This is a genomic window from Streptomyces sp. NPDC085931 (assembly GCF_044540565.1).
Classification (GTDB): domain Bacteria; phylum Actinomycetota; class Actinomycetes; order Streptomycetales; family Streptomycetaceae; genus Streptomyces.
On record NZ_JBITSK010000006.1, the window covers coordinates 269857 to 285515 of the forward strand.

The window sequence follows — 15659 nt, forward strand, 5'->3', positions numbered from 1 at the left end:
GTCCCGCCCCTTCCACCGGGGCGGGACTTCATCCGCTGTTTACTGTACGTAGCGTGATCGTGCTTGACCGTAATCGGCTGGGAGCGATTGACTGCTGACCCACCCGTCGTCCACGCGAGGCAAGCTCTTGACTGCTGATCTGCTCGCCCCTCTCGACCTGGCGTTCTGGAACATCGAGTCCGCCGACCACCCGATGCACCTCGGCGCGCTCGGGATCTTCTCCGCGCACTCGCCCGCCGCGGGCGCTCACGCGGCGGACCTCCTCGCCGCCCGCGCCGCCGGTGTCCCGGGCTTGCGCATGCGGATCCGCGACGTGTGGCAGCCGCTGCCCTCCGCCCTGCGCCGCCCGCTCGCCTTCGGCGGGGCGGCACGCGAGCCGGACCCGGACTTCGACCCCCAGCACCACGTCCGGCTGCACGCCCCGGCCGCCGACTTCCACGCGGAGGCCGGACGGCTCATGGGGCGTCCGCTGGAACGCGGCCGGCCGCCCTGGGAGGCCCATGTGCTGCCCGGCCGGGACGGGGACTGCTTCGCGGTGCTGTTCAAGTTCCACCACGCCCTCGCCGACGGACTGCGGGCGCTGACCCTGGCCGCGGGCGTCATGGACCCGATGGACCTGCCCACGCCCCGGCCCCGCCCCGCCGCCCCGCCGCGCGGACCGCTGCCGGACGTGCGCGACCTGCCCGGCCTCATGCGCGGCGCCCTCTCCGACGCCGCCCGCGCCCTGGACATCGGCGCCTCCGTCGCCCGCTCCTCCCTCGACGTGCGCTCCACCCCCGCCCTCACCTGCGAACCGAGCGGCACCCGCCGCACCGCCGGAGCGGTCCTCGACCTCGACGACGTGCACCGGATCCGCAAGAGCGTCGGCGGCACCGTCAACGACGTCCTCATCGCCGTCGTCGCCGGCGCCCTGCGCCGCTGGCTCGACGAGCGCGGCGACGGCAGCGAGGGCGTCGCGCCCCGGGCCCTGATCCCGGTCTCCAAGCGCCGCCCGCGCACCGCCCACCCGCAGGGCAACCGGCTCTCCGGGTACCTGATACGGCTCCCGGTGGACGATGCGGACCCGCTGGCCCGCCTCGCCTCGGTCCGCACCGCCATGGACCGCAACAAGGACGCCGGCCCCAACCGGGGCGCCGGCGCCGTCGCCCTGCTCGCCGACCACGTCCCCGCCCTCGTCCACCGGCTGGGCGGACCCGTGGTCGGCCAGGCGGCCCGGCTCTGGTTCGACATCCTCGTGACCAGCGTGCCCCTGCCCAGCCTCGGCCTGAAGCTCGGCGGCCATCCCCTCACCGCCGTCTTCCCGCTGGCCCCGCTGGCCCCCGGCCACTCCCTCGCGGTCGCCGTCTCCACCTACCGCGGCGCCGTCCACTACGGCCTCGTGGCCGACGGCGAGGCGGTCCGCGACCTCGACCTGTTCGCGGCCGCCGTCTCCACCGAGGCGGCGACGCTGACCGAGGCCTGCCGGTCGTGAGCGCGCGGGTTTGGCGGTGCGGCCCGGCGCTGAAGTAAAATTCGCCGTTCGAAAGCGGGCGCGGCCGGCGCGCCACCAGGGCAGAGCAGGGAACACAGCGGCGATGACGGTGACAGAGGACGGCCCGCAGGCCATGGACGAGGCGAGCGGGCACTCGTACGGACCCGGCATCGACCCGGAGCGGCTGGCCGTCTGCCTGAGCGTGCTCGACGAGCTCGACAAGCTGGACGTCGACCACCCGGACGCCATCGCCGTGCGCCGGGCCACCGCGGGCATCTACCGCACGGTCAAGCAGCGCCGCCGCCAGGAGCGCCGGGCCGCCAAGACCGCCCACGACAAGGCGGTCACGGAGGCCACCGCGACCGGCTCCGCCCAGCGCATCGACGACGAGACCGAAGGCCTGCTGCCCTCCTCGCGCACCGAGGAGGGCCGGATCGCGGGAATACTCCAGCGCCCGCGCTCCTGCTACACGTGCAAGACGCGCTACGTGGAAGTCGACTACTTCTACCACCAGCTCTGTCCGGACTGCGCCCGCGTGAACCGCGAGAAGCGCGACGTCCGCGCCGACCTGACCGGCAAGCGCGCCCTGCTCACCGGCGGCCGCGCCAAGATCGGCATGTACATCGCGCTCAGGCTGCTGCGCGACGGCGCCCACACCACGATCACCACGCGCTTCCCCAAGGACGCCATCCGCCGTTTCAAGGCCATGGACGACTCCGCGGACTGGCTGCACCGCCTGGAGGTCGTCGGCATCGACCTGCGCGACCCGGCCCAGGCCGTGGCCCTCGCCGACCAGGTCGCCGCGGCCGGGCCGCTGGACATCCTGGTCAACAACGCGACCCAGACCGTCCGCCGCCTGCCCTCGGCCTACGCCGCCCTGGTCGAGGGCGAGAGCGCGCCGCTGCCCGCCGGGGAGCTGCCCGCCCACCACGTCATCGGCGCCTTCAACTCCGGTGCGGTGGACGGCCTCGCCGCGCTGCCGCTCGGCACCAGCGGTCTGGACGCGCAGCAGGTCGCCGACCTCGCCCTGGTCGCCGGCAACGCCAGCGTGGAGCGGCACCTGGACGGCACGGCGATCGACGCGGGCGGCCTGGTCCCCGACGTCGTCGACACCAACACCTGGGTGCAGACCATCGAGCAGATCTCCCCGGTGGAGCTGCTGGAGACCCAGCTGTGCAACTACACGGCCCCCTTCATCCTCATCAGCAAGCTGCGCCCGTCGATGGCCGAGGCGGCGAGGAAGGCGCGGAGCAAGCGCGCGTACGTCGTCAACGTCTCGGCGATGGAAGGGGTCTTCGGCCGCGGGTACAAGGGAGCCGGGCATCCCAACACCAACGCCGCGAAGGCCGCGATGAACATGGTCACGCGGACCAGCGCCCAGGAGATGTTCCAGACCGACGGCATCCTGATGACCTCGGTCGACACCGGGTGGATCACGGACGAGCGGCCCCACTACGACAAGTTGCGGCTCGCCGAGGCGGGTTTCCACGCGCCGCTCGACCTCGTCGACGGCGCGGCCCGGGTGTATGACCCGATCGTGCGGGGCGAGGCGGGGGAGGACCTGTACGGGGTCTTCCTGAAGGACTACGCGCCGGGGAAGTGGTAGGGCCCGGTCGTCACTCGACGGCGCCCAGGCGGGAGTTGCGCGCCGCCAGCAGCTCCAGCACGGTGCGCCAGTCCTCCAGCACCCCGGCGTCGAACCCGGCCGTGCGCCCCTCCTCGGCGGCCTGGCGCAGGGCGAGCAGGTCGTCGGCCGGGACGCCCCGGCCGGGACGGTCGCGCAGCAGCCGGGAGACCCGCTCGCCGAGCAGGGCGCGCACGGCGTCGGCGGTCCGTCCGGCCCGCCCGGCGGGGTCACCGGGCCACAGCAGCCGGCCGACCGGCCGCACCAGGCCCGCCACTTGGAGCTCCTTGTCGGCCGGGTGGGCGCGGCGGAGCAGGGCGGCGGTCCGCAGCGCGTGGTCGTGCGGGTCGACCGGCGGCCGGCCGGGCTCCGGGACGTCCCGGGCGCCCCGGCAGGCGTACAGCAGGTCCATCAGCTCCTCGACGCTGCGCAGTTCCATGCGTCCGTCCTCCCGCGCGTCAGCCGTTGCCGTACGGGCAGCAGACCATGGCCGGCTTGCGCCGCGGCCAACGGCACTTGAACGGCGCGACCGGCCGGAAAGCGCCGCCGCCTGCGTACTCCGAAAGAGTGATACGCAGAGTGCCTCTTTTGTGAACGAATCGGTGCGTAAACCCGAGTTGAACACCGGATGACGCGCGATCGTTACCGGTTGTTTCCAGCCCCATCGAGCGGCGCCCCGCTCATGTGGTTAACCTGATGCGGACGGACAGCCACACGGGGTCCTACCCACACCCACGTCCGTCATGGGACCAGCCGGTACACCACGGCCTGCTCTCCCGTGAGTCGACCGGCGCCACCGCGTCCGAACTGCACATGACACATAGCCCGAGCGGGCGTCAGGCGCAGCAGGACCGGCGCGTACGTCCCGAGGGTGACCGACACATAAGGAGTGCGCGGTGACACCGGAGAAGACGAATCGCGATCAGCGCCCCAAGGAACGCGGCGAGCGCGCCGGCCGACGGGTCGACGAGCTCGGCAGCCTCGACGTGTGGGCCCGGTCGGCCCCCATCCGCCTCGCGGGCTACGAGGAGGACCTCGCGGAGCCCCACATCCTGCCCAGCGTCGACTGACCGGACGCGGAACCCTCAGCGACCGCCGAGCATGGGCGTGCCACACTCGCACCCATGCTGATCAGGGAAGCAACGGCTGACGACTGGCCTCGCATCTGGCCGTTCTGGCACCGCATCGTCGCCGCGGGCGAGACCTACGCATGGGACCCGGGAACCTCCGAGGAGGAGGCCCGGGTCCTGTGGATGAACCCCGCGAAACGCGTCTACGTCGTCGAGGACGACGGCGGCACGGTCGTCGCCTCCGCCTACCTCACCCCCAACTACGGCGGCCCGGCGGCCCGTATCGCCAACGCCGGCTTCATGGTCGACCCCGGCCGGGGCGGCCGGGGCTACGGCAGGGCCCTCGCCGAGCACCTGCTCACCGAGGCCCGCGCCGCCGGCTACCGGGGGATGGTGTTCAACGCCGTCGTCGAGACCAACCCCGCCGTGCAGCTGTGGACCTCGCTCGGGTTCACGATCCTCGGCACGGTGCCGGAGGCGTTCGACCACCCCCGGCACGGCCCGGTGGGACTGCACATCATGTACCGGGCCCTGTAGGGCGGCGGTCCGCGGGGGCGGCGCGCCCGCCGCCCCCGACGGGGTCCCGAAGGGCGTCAGGGACGGGCGTAGGGCCGGGTCATGATCTCCATGTTGTGGCCGTCCGGGTCGGCGAAGTAGGCGCCGCGACCGCCGAAGAGGTCGTTGACCCGTCCGGGCTCGCTGTGGCGCGGGTCGGCGTAGTAGGTCACGCCGAGCGCCTCCAGGCGGGCGATCATCGTGTCGAACTGCTCCTCGGGCACGAGGAAGGCGTAGTGCTGCGGCTGGACCGGCTCGTCGCTCTTCTCGTAGTAGTCGAGGGTCACGCCGTTGCCCAGGTCGATCGGGAGGAACGGCCCGAAGGGCGCGCCGACCTTCAGGCCCAGCACGGTTGCCAGGAACTCGGCCGACAGCTGCCGGTCGGAGGCGTAGACGACCGTGTGGTCGAGCCGGGCGACGGCGGCCGGCGGTTCGGTGCTGTGTTCTGCGAGGGACATGACTGGATTCGTCTCCGGTTCACTGGTGATGAGGACGCGCCGCACGGGGCGCTGGACGAGGGAACGCGGAGACATCAGGCGGGGCGCGTGCCCGCTCCGGCTGTCGGCCGGGGCCGGGCGGGGTCACCCCCGCCGCCCTCATGCCGAGGCCGGGCGCCTCACTCGTGCATGGCCTACGGCCGACCCGGCAGTCACCCGGCCGACCCTAGCCGACCGGCGCCGTGCGCCGCCACGGCTTTCTGGCCTCCAACTGCCCTGCCACGGCCAGGAGTCTCTCTTCCGAGCCCGGGCGTCCCACCAGCTGCACGGCGCAGGGGGCGCCGGAGGGCAGGGTGCCGCAGGGGACGGCCAGGGCGGGCCAGCCGGTGAGGTTCCAGGCGGGCGTCAGGGGCGAGTAGGCGGTGTTGACCAGCAGATTGCTCAGCCAGCCCCGCTCGTGCCAGGGCCCGGCCTTCGGGGAGCGGCGGGCCAGCGCGGGGGTGAGCAGCACGTCGTACTCGGCGAAGAACGGCTCCAGCCGGTGCCGCAGCCGCTCCCGGGCCGCGCCGGTCCCGACGGTGCCCACGAAGGGCCGGCCGAGCCGGGCGTGCACCCGGGTGCGGCGGGTGAGCAGGCGGGGGTCGAGGGGCCGGGCGTCGGCCGCGGTGCCCGCCGTCCAGTGCAGGAGGGCGGTGGTGGCGAGGGACAGCGGGTAGGGCGGGTCGGCGCGCCGGACCCGGTGGCCCGCCCGCATGAGCACCCCGGCCGCGTCCCGCGCGGCCGCCGCGTACGGCCGGCTGACGGTGACACCGGCCAGCGGACTGCGCAGCGACACGGCCACCGCGAGGGCACCGGGGGCGGCCGGGGGCGCGGGTTCGGTGCCGGCGAGGACCGCCAGCATCAGACGGGCGTCCTCGACGGTCGTGGCGAGCGGCCCGTTCTCCGCCAGGCCGAACCAGTCGCTGTCCCCGGCCGGCACCACCCCGCGGCCCGGTTTGATGGTGACCAGGCCGCAGTTGGCCGCCGGTATGCGCAGCGAGCCCATGCCGTCGTTGCCGAGGGCGATCGGCACCATCCCGGCCGCGACGGCGGTGGCACTGCCGCCGGAGGAACCGCCCGCCGAGCGGGCCGGGTCCCAGGGGTTGCGGGCGGTGCCCAGCACGCCGTCCGTCGTGCCGAAGACGCACAGTTCGGGCACGTTCGTCAGGCCCACGACGACCGCGCCCGCGGCCCGCAGCCGGGCCACCGTCACATGGTCCCGCGCGGCCGGCGTGTCCGGGGTGGCCGCCGAACCGACGCGGCGGGACTCGCCGCGCACCGCGAGGTTGTCCTTGACGGCCACCGGCACTCCCGCCAGGGGCAGTTCGGCCAGGTCGCTCCGGGCGGCCACCTCGTCGGCCTCGGTCAGGGCCCGTTCGGCGCGCACCAGCCGGAAGGCGCCCAGCCGCCCGTCGAGCCGCCGGATCCGTTCGAGGTGCTCGGCGACCACCTCCCGGGGCGTGACCCGCTTCTCGCGGACGGCGGCGGAGATCTCGGCGGCGGTGCGGCCGGCCCAGGTGGTCACAGAGGCTCCTCGACAGGACGGGGGAGACGGGCTACCGGTGAGTACGTAGGGAGAACTGTGCACCGGCCGGGGGCGCACGTCGAGATCGCGAGCCGTATTGCGCGCCGGAACACGCCCTCGGGGTGCTCGGCACGGGCCTGCGGGCCTGCGGTGCTCGATGTGGGTCCTGAGGCGCTCGGCGCGGACCTGCGGTGCTCAGCGCAGGTGACGCGCGAAGAAGGCCTCCGTGACGTCCATCTCGGCCGCCCACCGGGCCCCGAACGTGTGGCCTTCACCGGCGACGGTGCGCAACTCCACGTCCTTGCCCGCCTCCCGGAACACCCGGGCGGCCTCCCGCGACCAGGCCGGGGGGCAGGTGTCGTCCGCGGTGCCGTGCTGGATCAGCAGCGGCTCGGTCAGGCGGTCGGCGTAGGTCAGGGGGGAGACACCGCGCCAGAACGCCGGGTTCTCCTCCGGTGTGCCGTGCCTCTCCTCGATCCTTGCCACGAGCGGGTCGCCGTCGGGCCGCTGGAAGTGGTCGATGTTCTCCTGCGGGCGGGCGCTCACCGGCGCGTACGCGACGGCCGCGTCGAACAGGCCGGGCGCCACGACCAGCGCGTTGTACACGACCCCGCCGCCCATGGACCGGCCGAACAGGCCGATCCGGTCGCCGTCGATCTCCGGGCGCCCGGAGCCGCGCAGGGCCAGGGCCGCGCCGATGACGTCCTCCGTGTAGCCGAGGCGCAGGTTCACGTCGTTGTCGGGGTCGTCGTCGGAGCGGGCGTGGTTGCGGTAGTCGGTGTGCAGGACGACGTAACCGCCGCGGGCCAGGCGGTCCTGCTCGCGCGGCATGCCCTGGCCGCTGAAGTAGGTGTCCGGGTCGATGTAGCCGTGCGCCAGCACCAGCGCGGGGAACGGGCCCTCGCCCCGGGGAATGTTCATGATCCCCGACACGGTCAGGCCGTTCACCTCGTACGTGACGGCGTAGCGGGTGTAGGCGGAGGTGCGGTCGAGCACCTCGCCGAGGCGCAGGCCGGAGCCGGTGTGCTCGCGCCGCATCAGGGCGGGGAGCGAGACCGGGTCGACGGGGCCGGGGGAGGGGGTGGCGCCGCGGGGGCTCGGGTCCGCGGGCGTGCTCGCGGTCACCGTACCGGTCGAGGGCGCGGCGGATCCGTCGCCGCCGGTGCAGCCGAGGGTGACGGCCAGCAGCAGCCCGGCGGCGGCACAGGCGATGCCCCGTAGGCGCATACCGTCCATTGTGACCCCCCGGCGCCCCGGCGGGCAGGGTGCCGCCTAGGACCTGCCCCGTGCCGGCCCGGTGCTGTCCCTCTCGATCAGGGCCGGGACCGGCACCCGTACCGTCCGTGCCGGGCCGCCGTCCAGCAGGGCGGTCAGCTCCCGTGCCGCCGTGCGGCCGAACTCGACGCTGTCCCGGGAGAGCGCGGACAGCCACGGTTTGACCAGCCGGCACAGGGCGGAGTCCTCCCAGGCCACCACCGACACGTCGGCCGGCACCGAGAAACCCAGCTCGGCCGCCGCGGCCACCCCGGCGACGGCCATCACGTCGTTGTCGTAGATCAGGGCCGTCGGGGCGCCGGGCCCGTCCAGCACCCGGCGGGTGACCGCCGCGCCCGCCGCGTCCGAGTAGTCGGTCGGCACCGACCGCACCGCGGTCAGGCCCCGCCGCTCGGCCTGCGCCCGCAGCGTGCGGATCCGGCGCTCGGTGTGGGCCAGCCCGGGCAGCCCGGCGATGTGCGCGATCCGCCGGTGGCCGAGCGCGTACAGCCCGTCCACCAGCGCCGCCATGGCGCCCGCGTCGTCCGCCCACACCGTCGACAGCCGGGGGTGCCGTTCGTCCGGGGCGCCGCCGATCACCACGGCGGGCAGCCCGAGTTCGTCGAGGAGACCGGGCCGGGGGTCGTCGGTGCGCGGGTCGACCACGAGCACGCCGTCCACCCGGTGCTCGGCCCACCACCGCCGGTACACGGCGCACTCGTCGTCGAGGTCCGCGGCGATCTGGAACAGCAGCCCGAGGTGCCGCTCGGCCAGCACCTCCTGGATGCCCGAGACGAGCTGCAGGAAGAACGAGTCCACGCCCAGCGTCCCGGCCGGGCGGGCCAGGACGAAGCCGACCGTCGCCGCGCCCTCCCCGGACAGGGCGCGCGCCGCCGTGCTGGGACGCCAGCCCAGTTGCTCGGCGACCCGGCGGACCCGGTCCCGGGTGACCTCGGAGACACCGGGCCTGCCGTTCAGCGCGAAGGACACCGCGCTCTCGGAGACGCCGGCCCGCCGGGCGATGTCCTTCATCGTCGGCCGCCGCGCCGGCGAGCGCTTTTCCGTCACGCCTGACCCTTCGTCGGTCGGTGCGCACTAATGCGCTTGAGCGACCTGACCCTAAAGCGCATTAGCGATCGAGCGCAAGGAGGGTCGGCGAACCCGTCTGACCTGCAACGTCATCCAGCTAATGACTTTAGCTGAGCGGAATCCATTGACTTTCACGAACGGCGCGATGCAAGGTCTGGCCCGGCGTCATTCCCGCCATCCTCCCCCTCCCGTTTCCCAAGGAGCCGGTCACCGTGCGCATCTCCCGCAGAGCCTTCGCCGCCGCTGCCGTCGCTGTCCTCCTGCCCCTCGGTGCCTGCGGCTCCGGGGGTGACGGCGGCGGTTCCGCCGACGCCTCCGGCAAGGTCGCAGGCGACATCACCTTCCAGACCTGGAACCTGCGCGCCAACTTCAAGCCCTACTTCGAGGGCCTGATCGCCGAGTTCGAGAAGAAGTACCCGGACACCGACGTGAAGTGGGTCGACCAGCCCGCCGAGGGCTACGCCGACAAGATCAGCGCCGACGCCGCCGGCGGCACCCTGCCCGACGTCGTCAACGTCTCCCCGGACCTGGTCGCCCCGCTCGCCAAGGCCGGTCTCGCCCTCGACCTGGACAAGGCCGCCCCGCAGTACCGCAAGGAGTACCTGCCCGGCGCCTGGGACGGCCACCGGATACCGGGCCTGCCCGGCACCTACGCCTTCCCCTGGTACCTCAACACCGGCCCGCTCTTCTACAACAAGACCCTGTTCCGGCAGGCCGGGCTCGACCCGGAGAAGCCCCCGAAGACGTACGGCGAACTCTTCTCGGCCGCCCTGCAACTCGCGAAGAAGAGCGACGGCAAGGTCGCTACCCTCGCCAACGTGCCCACCATCGAGGACTTCGGCCGCTACGGCGTCCCGCTGATGAACAAGGAGGGCACCGCCTTCACCTTCAACGACGCCAAGGGCGTCGAACTCCTCGCCGAGTACAAGAAGCTGTACGACGCGAAGGCCCTCGACCCGCAGGCGCTGACCGCCACGCCCGAGTCGTCCGGCAAGAAGTTCCTCACCGGGGCCGTCGCCATGAACCCCGGCAGCGCCCTCGACCTCGGCAACTTCAAGAAGCAGGCGCCGAGCCTGTACAAGAACATCGGCATCACCGACCAGATCACCAGCACCGGCCACGTCAACATGTACGTGATGGGCGTGATGGTGAACTCCCAGACGAAGCGCAAGCCCGCCGCAGTCGCCTTCGCGCACTTCGTCACCGACGCGGCCCACCAGATGTCCTTCGCCAAGAAGGTCGCCATCTTCCCCAGCACCGCCGGCTCGCTGGACGACCCGTACTTCACCGAGGAGGACGGCACCGACGAGACCCGCGTCCGGGTCGCCGCCGCCAAGTCCCTGAAGACGGCCGTCAACTACACGCCGGTGCTGTTCAGCGAGCAGATGAAGATCGCCCTGCGCAACGAGGTCGCCAAGGCGCTCCAGGGCAAGCAGAGCCCGAAGGAAGCCCTCGACAACGCTGTCAAGGAGTGCGACCGGCTTCTGAAGCAGCAGGGCTGACGCACCATGGCTCTCTCCGGCACCTCCCGGGTGCGGCGCCAACTGCCCACCAGCCCCTGGCTGTTCGCCGCCCCCGGTCTGCTCGTCATCGGCGCGTTCGTGCTCTACCCGTTCGTCTCCACGGTGGTGAACTCCTTCACCGACCGCCGCACCCTGATCCCCGGGCGGTTCGTGGGGCTGGCCAACTTCCGTGAGCTGCTGCACGACGACATGTTCTGGATCGGCCTGCGCAACAGCACCCTCTACGTCCTCGGGGTCGTCCCACTGCTGGTCGTCCTGCCGCTGCTGCTCGCCCTGCTGGTGCAGAAGAACATCCCCGGCATCGCCTTCTTCCGGTCCGCCTTCTACACCCCGGTCGTCGCCTCGATCGTCGTGGTCGGGCTGATCTGGGTGTGGCTGCTCGACGAGCGAGGGCTGGTCAACTCCCTGCTGGAGACGGTCGGAGCGGGCCGCGTCGGCTTCCTCAGCGACCAGTGGCTGCTCCTGCTCAGCGCGATGGCCGTGACGGTGTGGAAGGGCCTCGGCTACTACATGATCATCTATCTGGCGGCGCTCGGGAACGTGCCGCGCGAACTGCACGAGGCCGCCGCCGTGGACGGGGCGGGCGCGGTGCGCCGCTTCCTGACCGTCACCGTGCCCGCCGTGCGCTCCACCATGGTCCTGGTCGGCGCCCTCTCCTCGGTCGCCGCGTTCAAGGTGTTCTCCGAGGTGTACCTGCTGGCGGGCCCGAGCGGCGGACCGGCCGGCGAGGACACCACCCTGGTCATGCTCGTGCAGCGCACCGGCACCGGCCTGAGCGGCCGCGTCGGCTACGCCTCCGCGATCTCCGTCGTCGTCTTCGTCGTCACCGTCGCCCTGATGCTGCTGGTGCTGCGCGCCGACCGGAAGGAGGACGCGTGACCGTCCTGGAGAAGACCCGGGCTCCCGAGCGGCCCGGCGCGACGCGCGAGCCCCGGATCACCGACGAGCACGGCCGCCGCGTCCGGGTGTGGGAACTGGCCCTGCGCTACGTCCTGCTGCTCGCCGTCCTCGCCCTGACCATCGGCCCGTTCCTGTGGCAGCTGTCCACGTCCCTCAAGGGCCCCACCGAGGACATCTACAGCTCCCCGCCGACGTTCCTGCCGGGCGAGCCGACCCTGCACAACTACGAGCGGGTCGCCGACACCATCCCCGTGTGGGACTACGCCCTGAACTCGCTGAAGGTCGCCGCCGCCAACGTCGTCACCAACTGCGTCGGCGCGGCCCTGGCCGGCTACGCCCTGGCCCGGCTGCGCTACCGCGGCCGCCGCGCCGCCACCCTCGCCTTCATCCTCGCCATGCTCGTGCCGGTCGAGGGCATCATCATCGCCCAGTTCACGACCATGCGGGACCTCGGCCTGAACAACACCCTGATCGGCGTCGTCCTGCCCGGCTGCATCGGCGCGATGAACGTGCTGCTGATGCGCAACGCCTTCCTCAACCTGCCCTACGAGATCGAGGAAGCGGCCTTCGTCGACGGCGCCAACGTCTGGCAGCGCTTCCTGCGCATCGCCCTGCCGTCGGTCAAGGGCACCCTCGCCGTCGTCGCGATCTTCGCCTTCATGGGCGCCTGGGACGACTTCCTGTGGCCGCTGATCGTGCTGAGCGACCCGTCCAAGTTCACCCTCACCATCGGCCTCAACTACCTGCACGGCACCTTCGCCAACGACGAGCGCCTCGTCGCCGCGGGCACGATCATCGCCGTCGCGCCGCTGATCGCCCTCTTCGCCTGCCTCCAGCGGTACTTCTTCCGCGGTGTCGGCGAGGGCGCCGTCAAGGGCTGACAAGGGCTGACCCCGTACCTCCGTCACAAGGACCCGCATGCCTCCTGCCGTGCGCTTCGGCGTCAACTACACCCCCAGCGAAGGGTGGTTCCACCACTGGCTCGACTTCGACCTCGACTCGGTCCGCGCCGACCTGGACTCCATCGCCGCGCTCGGCCTCGACCACGTCCGCGTCTTCCCGCTCTGGCCGTACTTCCAGCCCAACCGCACCCTCATCCGGCCCCGCGCCGTGGAGCAGCTGGTCGCGCTGGCCGACGCCGCCGCCGAACGCGGCCTGGACGTCAACGTGGACGGCCTGCAAGGGCACCTGAGCAGCTTCGACTTCCTGCCCGCCTGGACCCGCACCTGGCACCGGCGCAACCTGTTCACCGACCCGGACGTGCTCGACGGCCAGGCGGACCTGCTGCGCACCCTCGCCGCCGCCCTCGCCGACCGGCCCAACTTCATCGGCATGACCCTCGGCAACGAGGTCAACCAGTTCTCGGCCGGACCTCACCCCGACCCCGACCGGGCCACCCCCGGCCAGATCGCCACCTGGCTCGAGCGCATGCTCGCCGCCTGCGAGGAGGGCGCCCCCGGCCGGCTGCACCTGCACGCCGAGTACGACGCCACCTGGTACCAGGACGACCAGCCCTTCACCCCGGGCCAGGCCGCCCGGCACGGCGCCGTCACGGCCGTGCACTCCTGGGTCTTCAACGGCACCGCCCAGCGCTACGGCCGCACCTCCGTGCCCAGCGAGCACCACGCGGCCTGGCTGATCGAGCTGAGCAAGGCCTGGGCCGATGACCCGCACCGGCCGGTCTGGCTCCAGGAGGTCGGCGCCCCCGCGCCCCTGGTTCCGCCCGAGCACGCCACCGCCTTCACCGAGGCGACCGTCGCGAACGCCCTGGACTGCCCGGACCTGTGGGGCATCACCTGGTGGTGCTCCCACGACGTCTCCCGCGACCTCGCCGACTTCCCCGAGCTGGAGTACGGACTCGGCCTGCTGACCAACGACCGCAAGCCCAAGGACACCGCCCTGGTGCTGGAACGGGCGGCGCGCGGCCCCTCGCCCACCCCGGCGGGCCGTACCACCGCGCTCGTCGTGCCCGCCGACCCGGCGGTCCGGTCGCGCTGCGCCCCGGGCGGGCCCGTCTTCGAGGCCTTCTTCCGGCTGGTCGCCGACGGGGCCCGGCCCACCACGGTCCTCGACACCCGGGCCGCCGACCCCGAGCACCTGGCCGCGCGCGGCATCACCGAGACCGTCACCCCCGACCAGGTCCTCGAAGGAGGCATCCGCTCGTGACCCCCACCCGACGCACGGTACTGATCGCCGGTGCGGCCGCCGCCCTGTCACCCGCCCTGCCCGCGACGGCCGCCCCGCGCACCGCCGCGGCGACCCCGCCCCTCGCGTCCTACTGGTACCCCGACTCCCTGCCCGAGGGCAGCCCGGGCCCCGGCATCACCTGGCGCGGCCTGAAGTCCTGGCGGGCCGAGACCGACCCCGACCTCGCCTTCAACGCGGCGTCCGTCCCCCTGGCCACGCGCTTCACCCCCGTCCCCGCCAACGCCACCGCCCGCGCGGGCCAGGCCCGCATCCAGTCGCTGGTCTCCTTCGGCCCGACCGCGGGCAACCCCTCCCAGGGCTCGGCGACCGCCGACTACTACGCCCTCACCCACTGGGCCTACATCGACGAACTCGTCTTCTGGGGCGGCTCCTCGGGCGAGGGCCTGATCCTGGCGCCCAACGCGCCGATCGTGGACGCCGCCCACCGGCACGGCGTGCCCGTCCTCGGCAACGTCTTCCTGCCGCCCGCGGCCTACGGCGGGCAACTGCGCTGGACCCGCGACCTCGTGCAGAAGGACGCCGCCGGGCGCCACCCGCTCGCCGAGCGGCTGGTGGCGGTCGCCGAGGCGTACGGCTTCGACGGCTGGTTCGTCAACGCCGAGACCGGGGGAGGGGACGCCGCCCTCGGCGCGGACATGCTGAGCTTCCTGCGCGAGCTGACGTCCCGCGCGTCGGCCAAGGGGCAGCGCGTCACCTGGTACGACGCGATGACCGTGAACGGCACGGTCAGCTGGCAGGGCGCGCTCAACGCACACAACGAGCCGTTCTTCCGCACCTGCGACGACATGTTCGTCGACTTCCGCTGGTCACCGGAGAGCCTGGTCTCCTCCGCGCGCAGGGCCGGGCAACTGGGCCGCAGCCGCTACGCGTTGTGGGCGGGCGTCGACGTCGAGGCGGCCGGCTGGAACACGCCCGTGCGCTGGGACGCGATCGTGCCGCAGGACCGGGCGCACCTCGCCTCGGTCGGCCTGTACCGGCCCGAGTGGACCCGCAACCACCTGCCCGCCGACCGGCGGGACCCGGCCTCCTTCCACGCCGCCGACGACCGGTTCTGGACCGGCCGCTCCCTGGACCCGTCCCGGCCCGACGGCACGGACGGCTGGCGGGCCCCGGCCCAGTCGGTCGCCGACCGCTCGACCGTCACCTCGGTGCCGTTCGCCAGCTCCTTCAACACCGGGCACGGACTGCGCTGGTACGAGGACGGCCAAGTCACGTCCGACACGCCCTGGAACCACCTGGGACTGCAGGACCGGCTGCCCTCCCGGCGCTGGGTCGTGCACACCGCCGGCAGCCGCCCGGCCGTGACCTTCGACTTCGCGGACGCGTGGCGGGGCGGGAGCAGCGTCCTCGTCGACGGCGACCTGTCCGCGCCGGCCGTGGTCGACCTGTACGCGACCCGGCTGCGCCTCACCCCGGACACGGTCGTCGAACTGACCCACCGGAGCGACGCCGGCCGGGTCCGCGTCGAGCTGGCCGTCGCCACCGGCGAACCGGACACGCCCGGCGGGACACCGCCGTACACCTGGTTCCCGGTCGAGTCCTCCGGCTCGTGGCGGACCTCGACCGTGCGGCTCGGCGGCCTGGACGGCACCGTCCGGGCGCTCGGTGTCCGGCTCACCCCGGTGGGCGGCGGTACGGTGCGGTGGCGGCTCGGCGGGATCGCCGTCCGGACCGCCTCCCGCCCCACCCCGGCCGCCCCCACGCGGCTGCGCGTCGGCGCCGCGTCCGGCGCGGACCTGCGCCTGCTGTGGAACCCCGCGCGCGGCCCGGTACGGCACTACACCCTGCACCGGGTCCTGCCCGACGGCACCCGCCGCTTCCTCGGCGGCACCGGTCAGCGCGCCTTCTTCGTCTCCGGTCTGCGGCCCGAACCGGGCGAACGGGCCGCACGGTTCGAACTGCGTGCCGTGGGGGAGCTGTACACCTCGTCGGCCCCCGTGACCCTGACCCACCCCTGGTAACCA

The 15659-nt window shown here is 73.2% G+C and carries 14 protein-coding genes; 9 read left to right on the forward strand and 5 right to left on the reverse strand.

Going from position 1 to position 15659, the window contains the following annotated elements:
* Positions 1-127: 127 nt before the first annotated feature.
* Together ACIGAN_RS14590 and ACIGAN_RS14595 are read left to right on the forward strand one after the other, a co-directional pair.
* Positions 128-1471: a wax ester/triacylglycerol synthase family O-acyltransferase gene (locus tag ACIGAN_RS14590; RefSeq protein ID WP_399857498.1), complete on the forward strand. Its 1344-nt coding sequence runs from the start codon at positions 128-130 to the stop codon at positions 1469-1471.
* A 103-nt stretch (positions 1472-1574) separates the two neighbouring features.
* Positions 1575-3077, forward strand: coding sequence for an SDR family NAD(P)-dependent oxidoreductase (locus ACIGAN_RS14595; protein WP_365096415.1), 1503 nt, complete (start codon positions 1575-1577; stop codon positions 3075-3077).
* Between the two features lie 10 nt (positions 3078-3087).
* Here ACIGAN_RS14595 and ACIGAN_RS14600 read toward each other — a convergent pair whose 3' ends face one another.
* The gene (locus tag ACIGAN_RS14600; protein WP_365741573.1) at positions 3088-3534 is read right to left on the reverse strand and encodes a hypothetical protein; all 447 of its coding nucleotides are present in this window, start codon (positions 3532-3534) and stop codon (positions 3088-3090) included.
* A gap of 457 nt (positions 3535-3991) precedes the next feature.
* Here ACIGAN_RS14600 and ACIGAN_RS14605 point away from each other — a divergent pair, with 457 nt between their 5' ends.
* Together ACIGAN_RS14605 and ACIGAN_RS14610 are read left to right on the forward strand one after the other, a co-directional pair.
* A complete protein-coding gene (locus ACIGAN_RS14605; RefSeq protein ID WP_102913158.1) occupies positions 3992-4165 on the forward strand; it encodes a hypothetical protein in 174 nt (57 codons plus the stop codon).
* Between the two features lie 54 nt (positions 4166-4219).
* Entirely contained in the window at positions 4220-4702 is a 483-nt protein-coding gene (locus tag ACIGAN_RS14610) for a GNAT family N-acetyltransferase (protein WP_365741571.1), read from the forward strand.
* A 56-nt stretch (positions 4703-4758) separates the two neighbouring features.
* On the opposite strand, the gene ACIGAN_RS14615 is transcribed toward ACIGAN_RS14610, so the two are convergent.
* The 4 genes from ACIGAN_RS14615 to ACIGAN_RS14630 all read right to left on the reverse strand — a co-directional run bounded on the left by ACIGAN_RS14615 (position 4759) and on the right by ACIGAN_RS14630 (position 9007).
* Positions 4759-5178, reverse strand: coding sequence for a VOC family protein (locus ACIGAN_RS14615; RefSeq protein ID WP_399857503.1), 420 nt, complete (start codon positions 5176-5178; stop codon positions 4759-4761).
* A 205-nt stretch (positions 5179-5383) separates the two neighbouring features.
* Positions 5384-6721, reverse strand: a complete 1338-nt coding sequence (locus ACIGAN_RS14620; protein ID WP_399857505.1) for an amidase — start codon at positions 6719-6721, stop codon at positions 5384-5386.
* A gap of 195 nt (positions 6722-6916) precedes the next feature.
* Complete coding sequence (locus ACIGAN_RS14625; RefSeq protein ID WP_399857508.1) at positions 6917-7948, reverse strand: alpha/beta hydrolase family protein; 1032 nt, start codon at positions 7946-7948, stop codon at positions 6917-6919.
* A gap of 45 nt (positions 7949-7993) precedes the next feature.
* On the reverse strand, positions 7994-9007 hold the full coding sequence (locus ACIGAN_RS14630) for a LacI family DNA-binding transcriptional regulator (RefSeq protein WP_365096468.1): 1014 nt from the start codon (positions 9005-9007) through the stop codon (positions 7994-7996).
* Between the two features lie 269 nt (positions 9008-9276).
* Between ACIGAN_RS14630 and ACIGAN_RS14635 the strand changes: the two genes are divergently transcribed.
* The 5 genes from ACIGAN_RS14635 to ACIGAN_RS14655 are packed head-to-tail and all read left to right on the forward strand — an operon-like array spanning position 9277 to position 15656.
* Positions 9277-10566 carry an ABC transporter substrate-binding protein gene (locus tag ACIGAN_RS14635; RefSeq protein ID WP_399857511.1) on the forward strand — a complete coding sequence of 430 codons (1290 nt, stop codon included), beginning with the start codon at positions 9277-9279 and terminating at the stop codon, positions 10564-10566.
* A gap of 6 nt (positions 10567-10572) precedes the next feature.
* Complete coding sequence (locus ACIGAN_RS14640; protein WP_399857514.1) at positions 10573-11466, forward strand: carbohydrate ABC transporter permease; 894 nt, start codon at positions 10573-10575, stop codon at positions 11464-11466.
* Entirely contained in the window at positions 11463-12368 is a 906-nt protein-coding gene (locus tag ACIGAN_RS14645) for a carbohydrate ABC transporter permease (protein ID WP_399857517.1), read from the forward strand. Before ACIGAN_RS14640 ends, ACIGAN_RS14645 begins: the two co-directional genes overlap by 4 nt.
* A 37-nt stretch (positions 12369-12405) precedes the next feature.
* Positions 12406-13653, forward strand: coding sequence for a glycosyl hydrolase (locus tag ACIGAN_RS14650; RefSeq protein ID WP_399857519.1), 1248 nt, complete (start codon positions 12406-12408; stop codon positions 13651-13653).
* Positions 13650-15656, forward strand: a complete 2007-nt coding sequence (locus ACIGAN_RS14655; protein WP_365741555.1) for an endo-beta-N-acetylglucosaminidase — start codon at positions 13650-13652, stop codon at positions 15654-15656. The genes ACIGAN_RS14650 and ACIGAN_RS14655 overlap by 4 nt, the downstream gene beginning before the upstream one ends.
* The last annotated feature ends 3 nt before the right edge of the window (positions 15657-15659 follow it).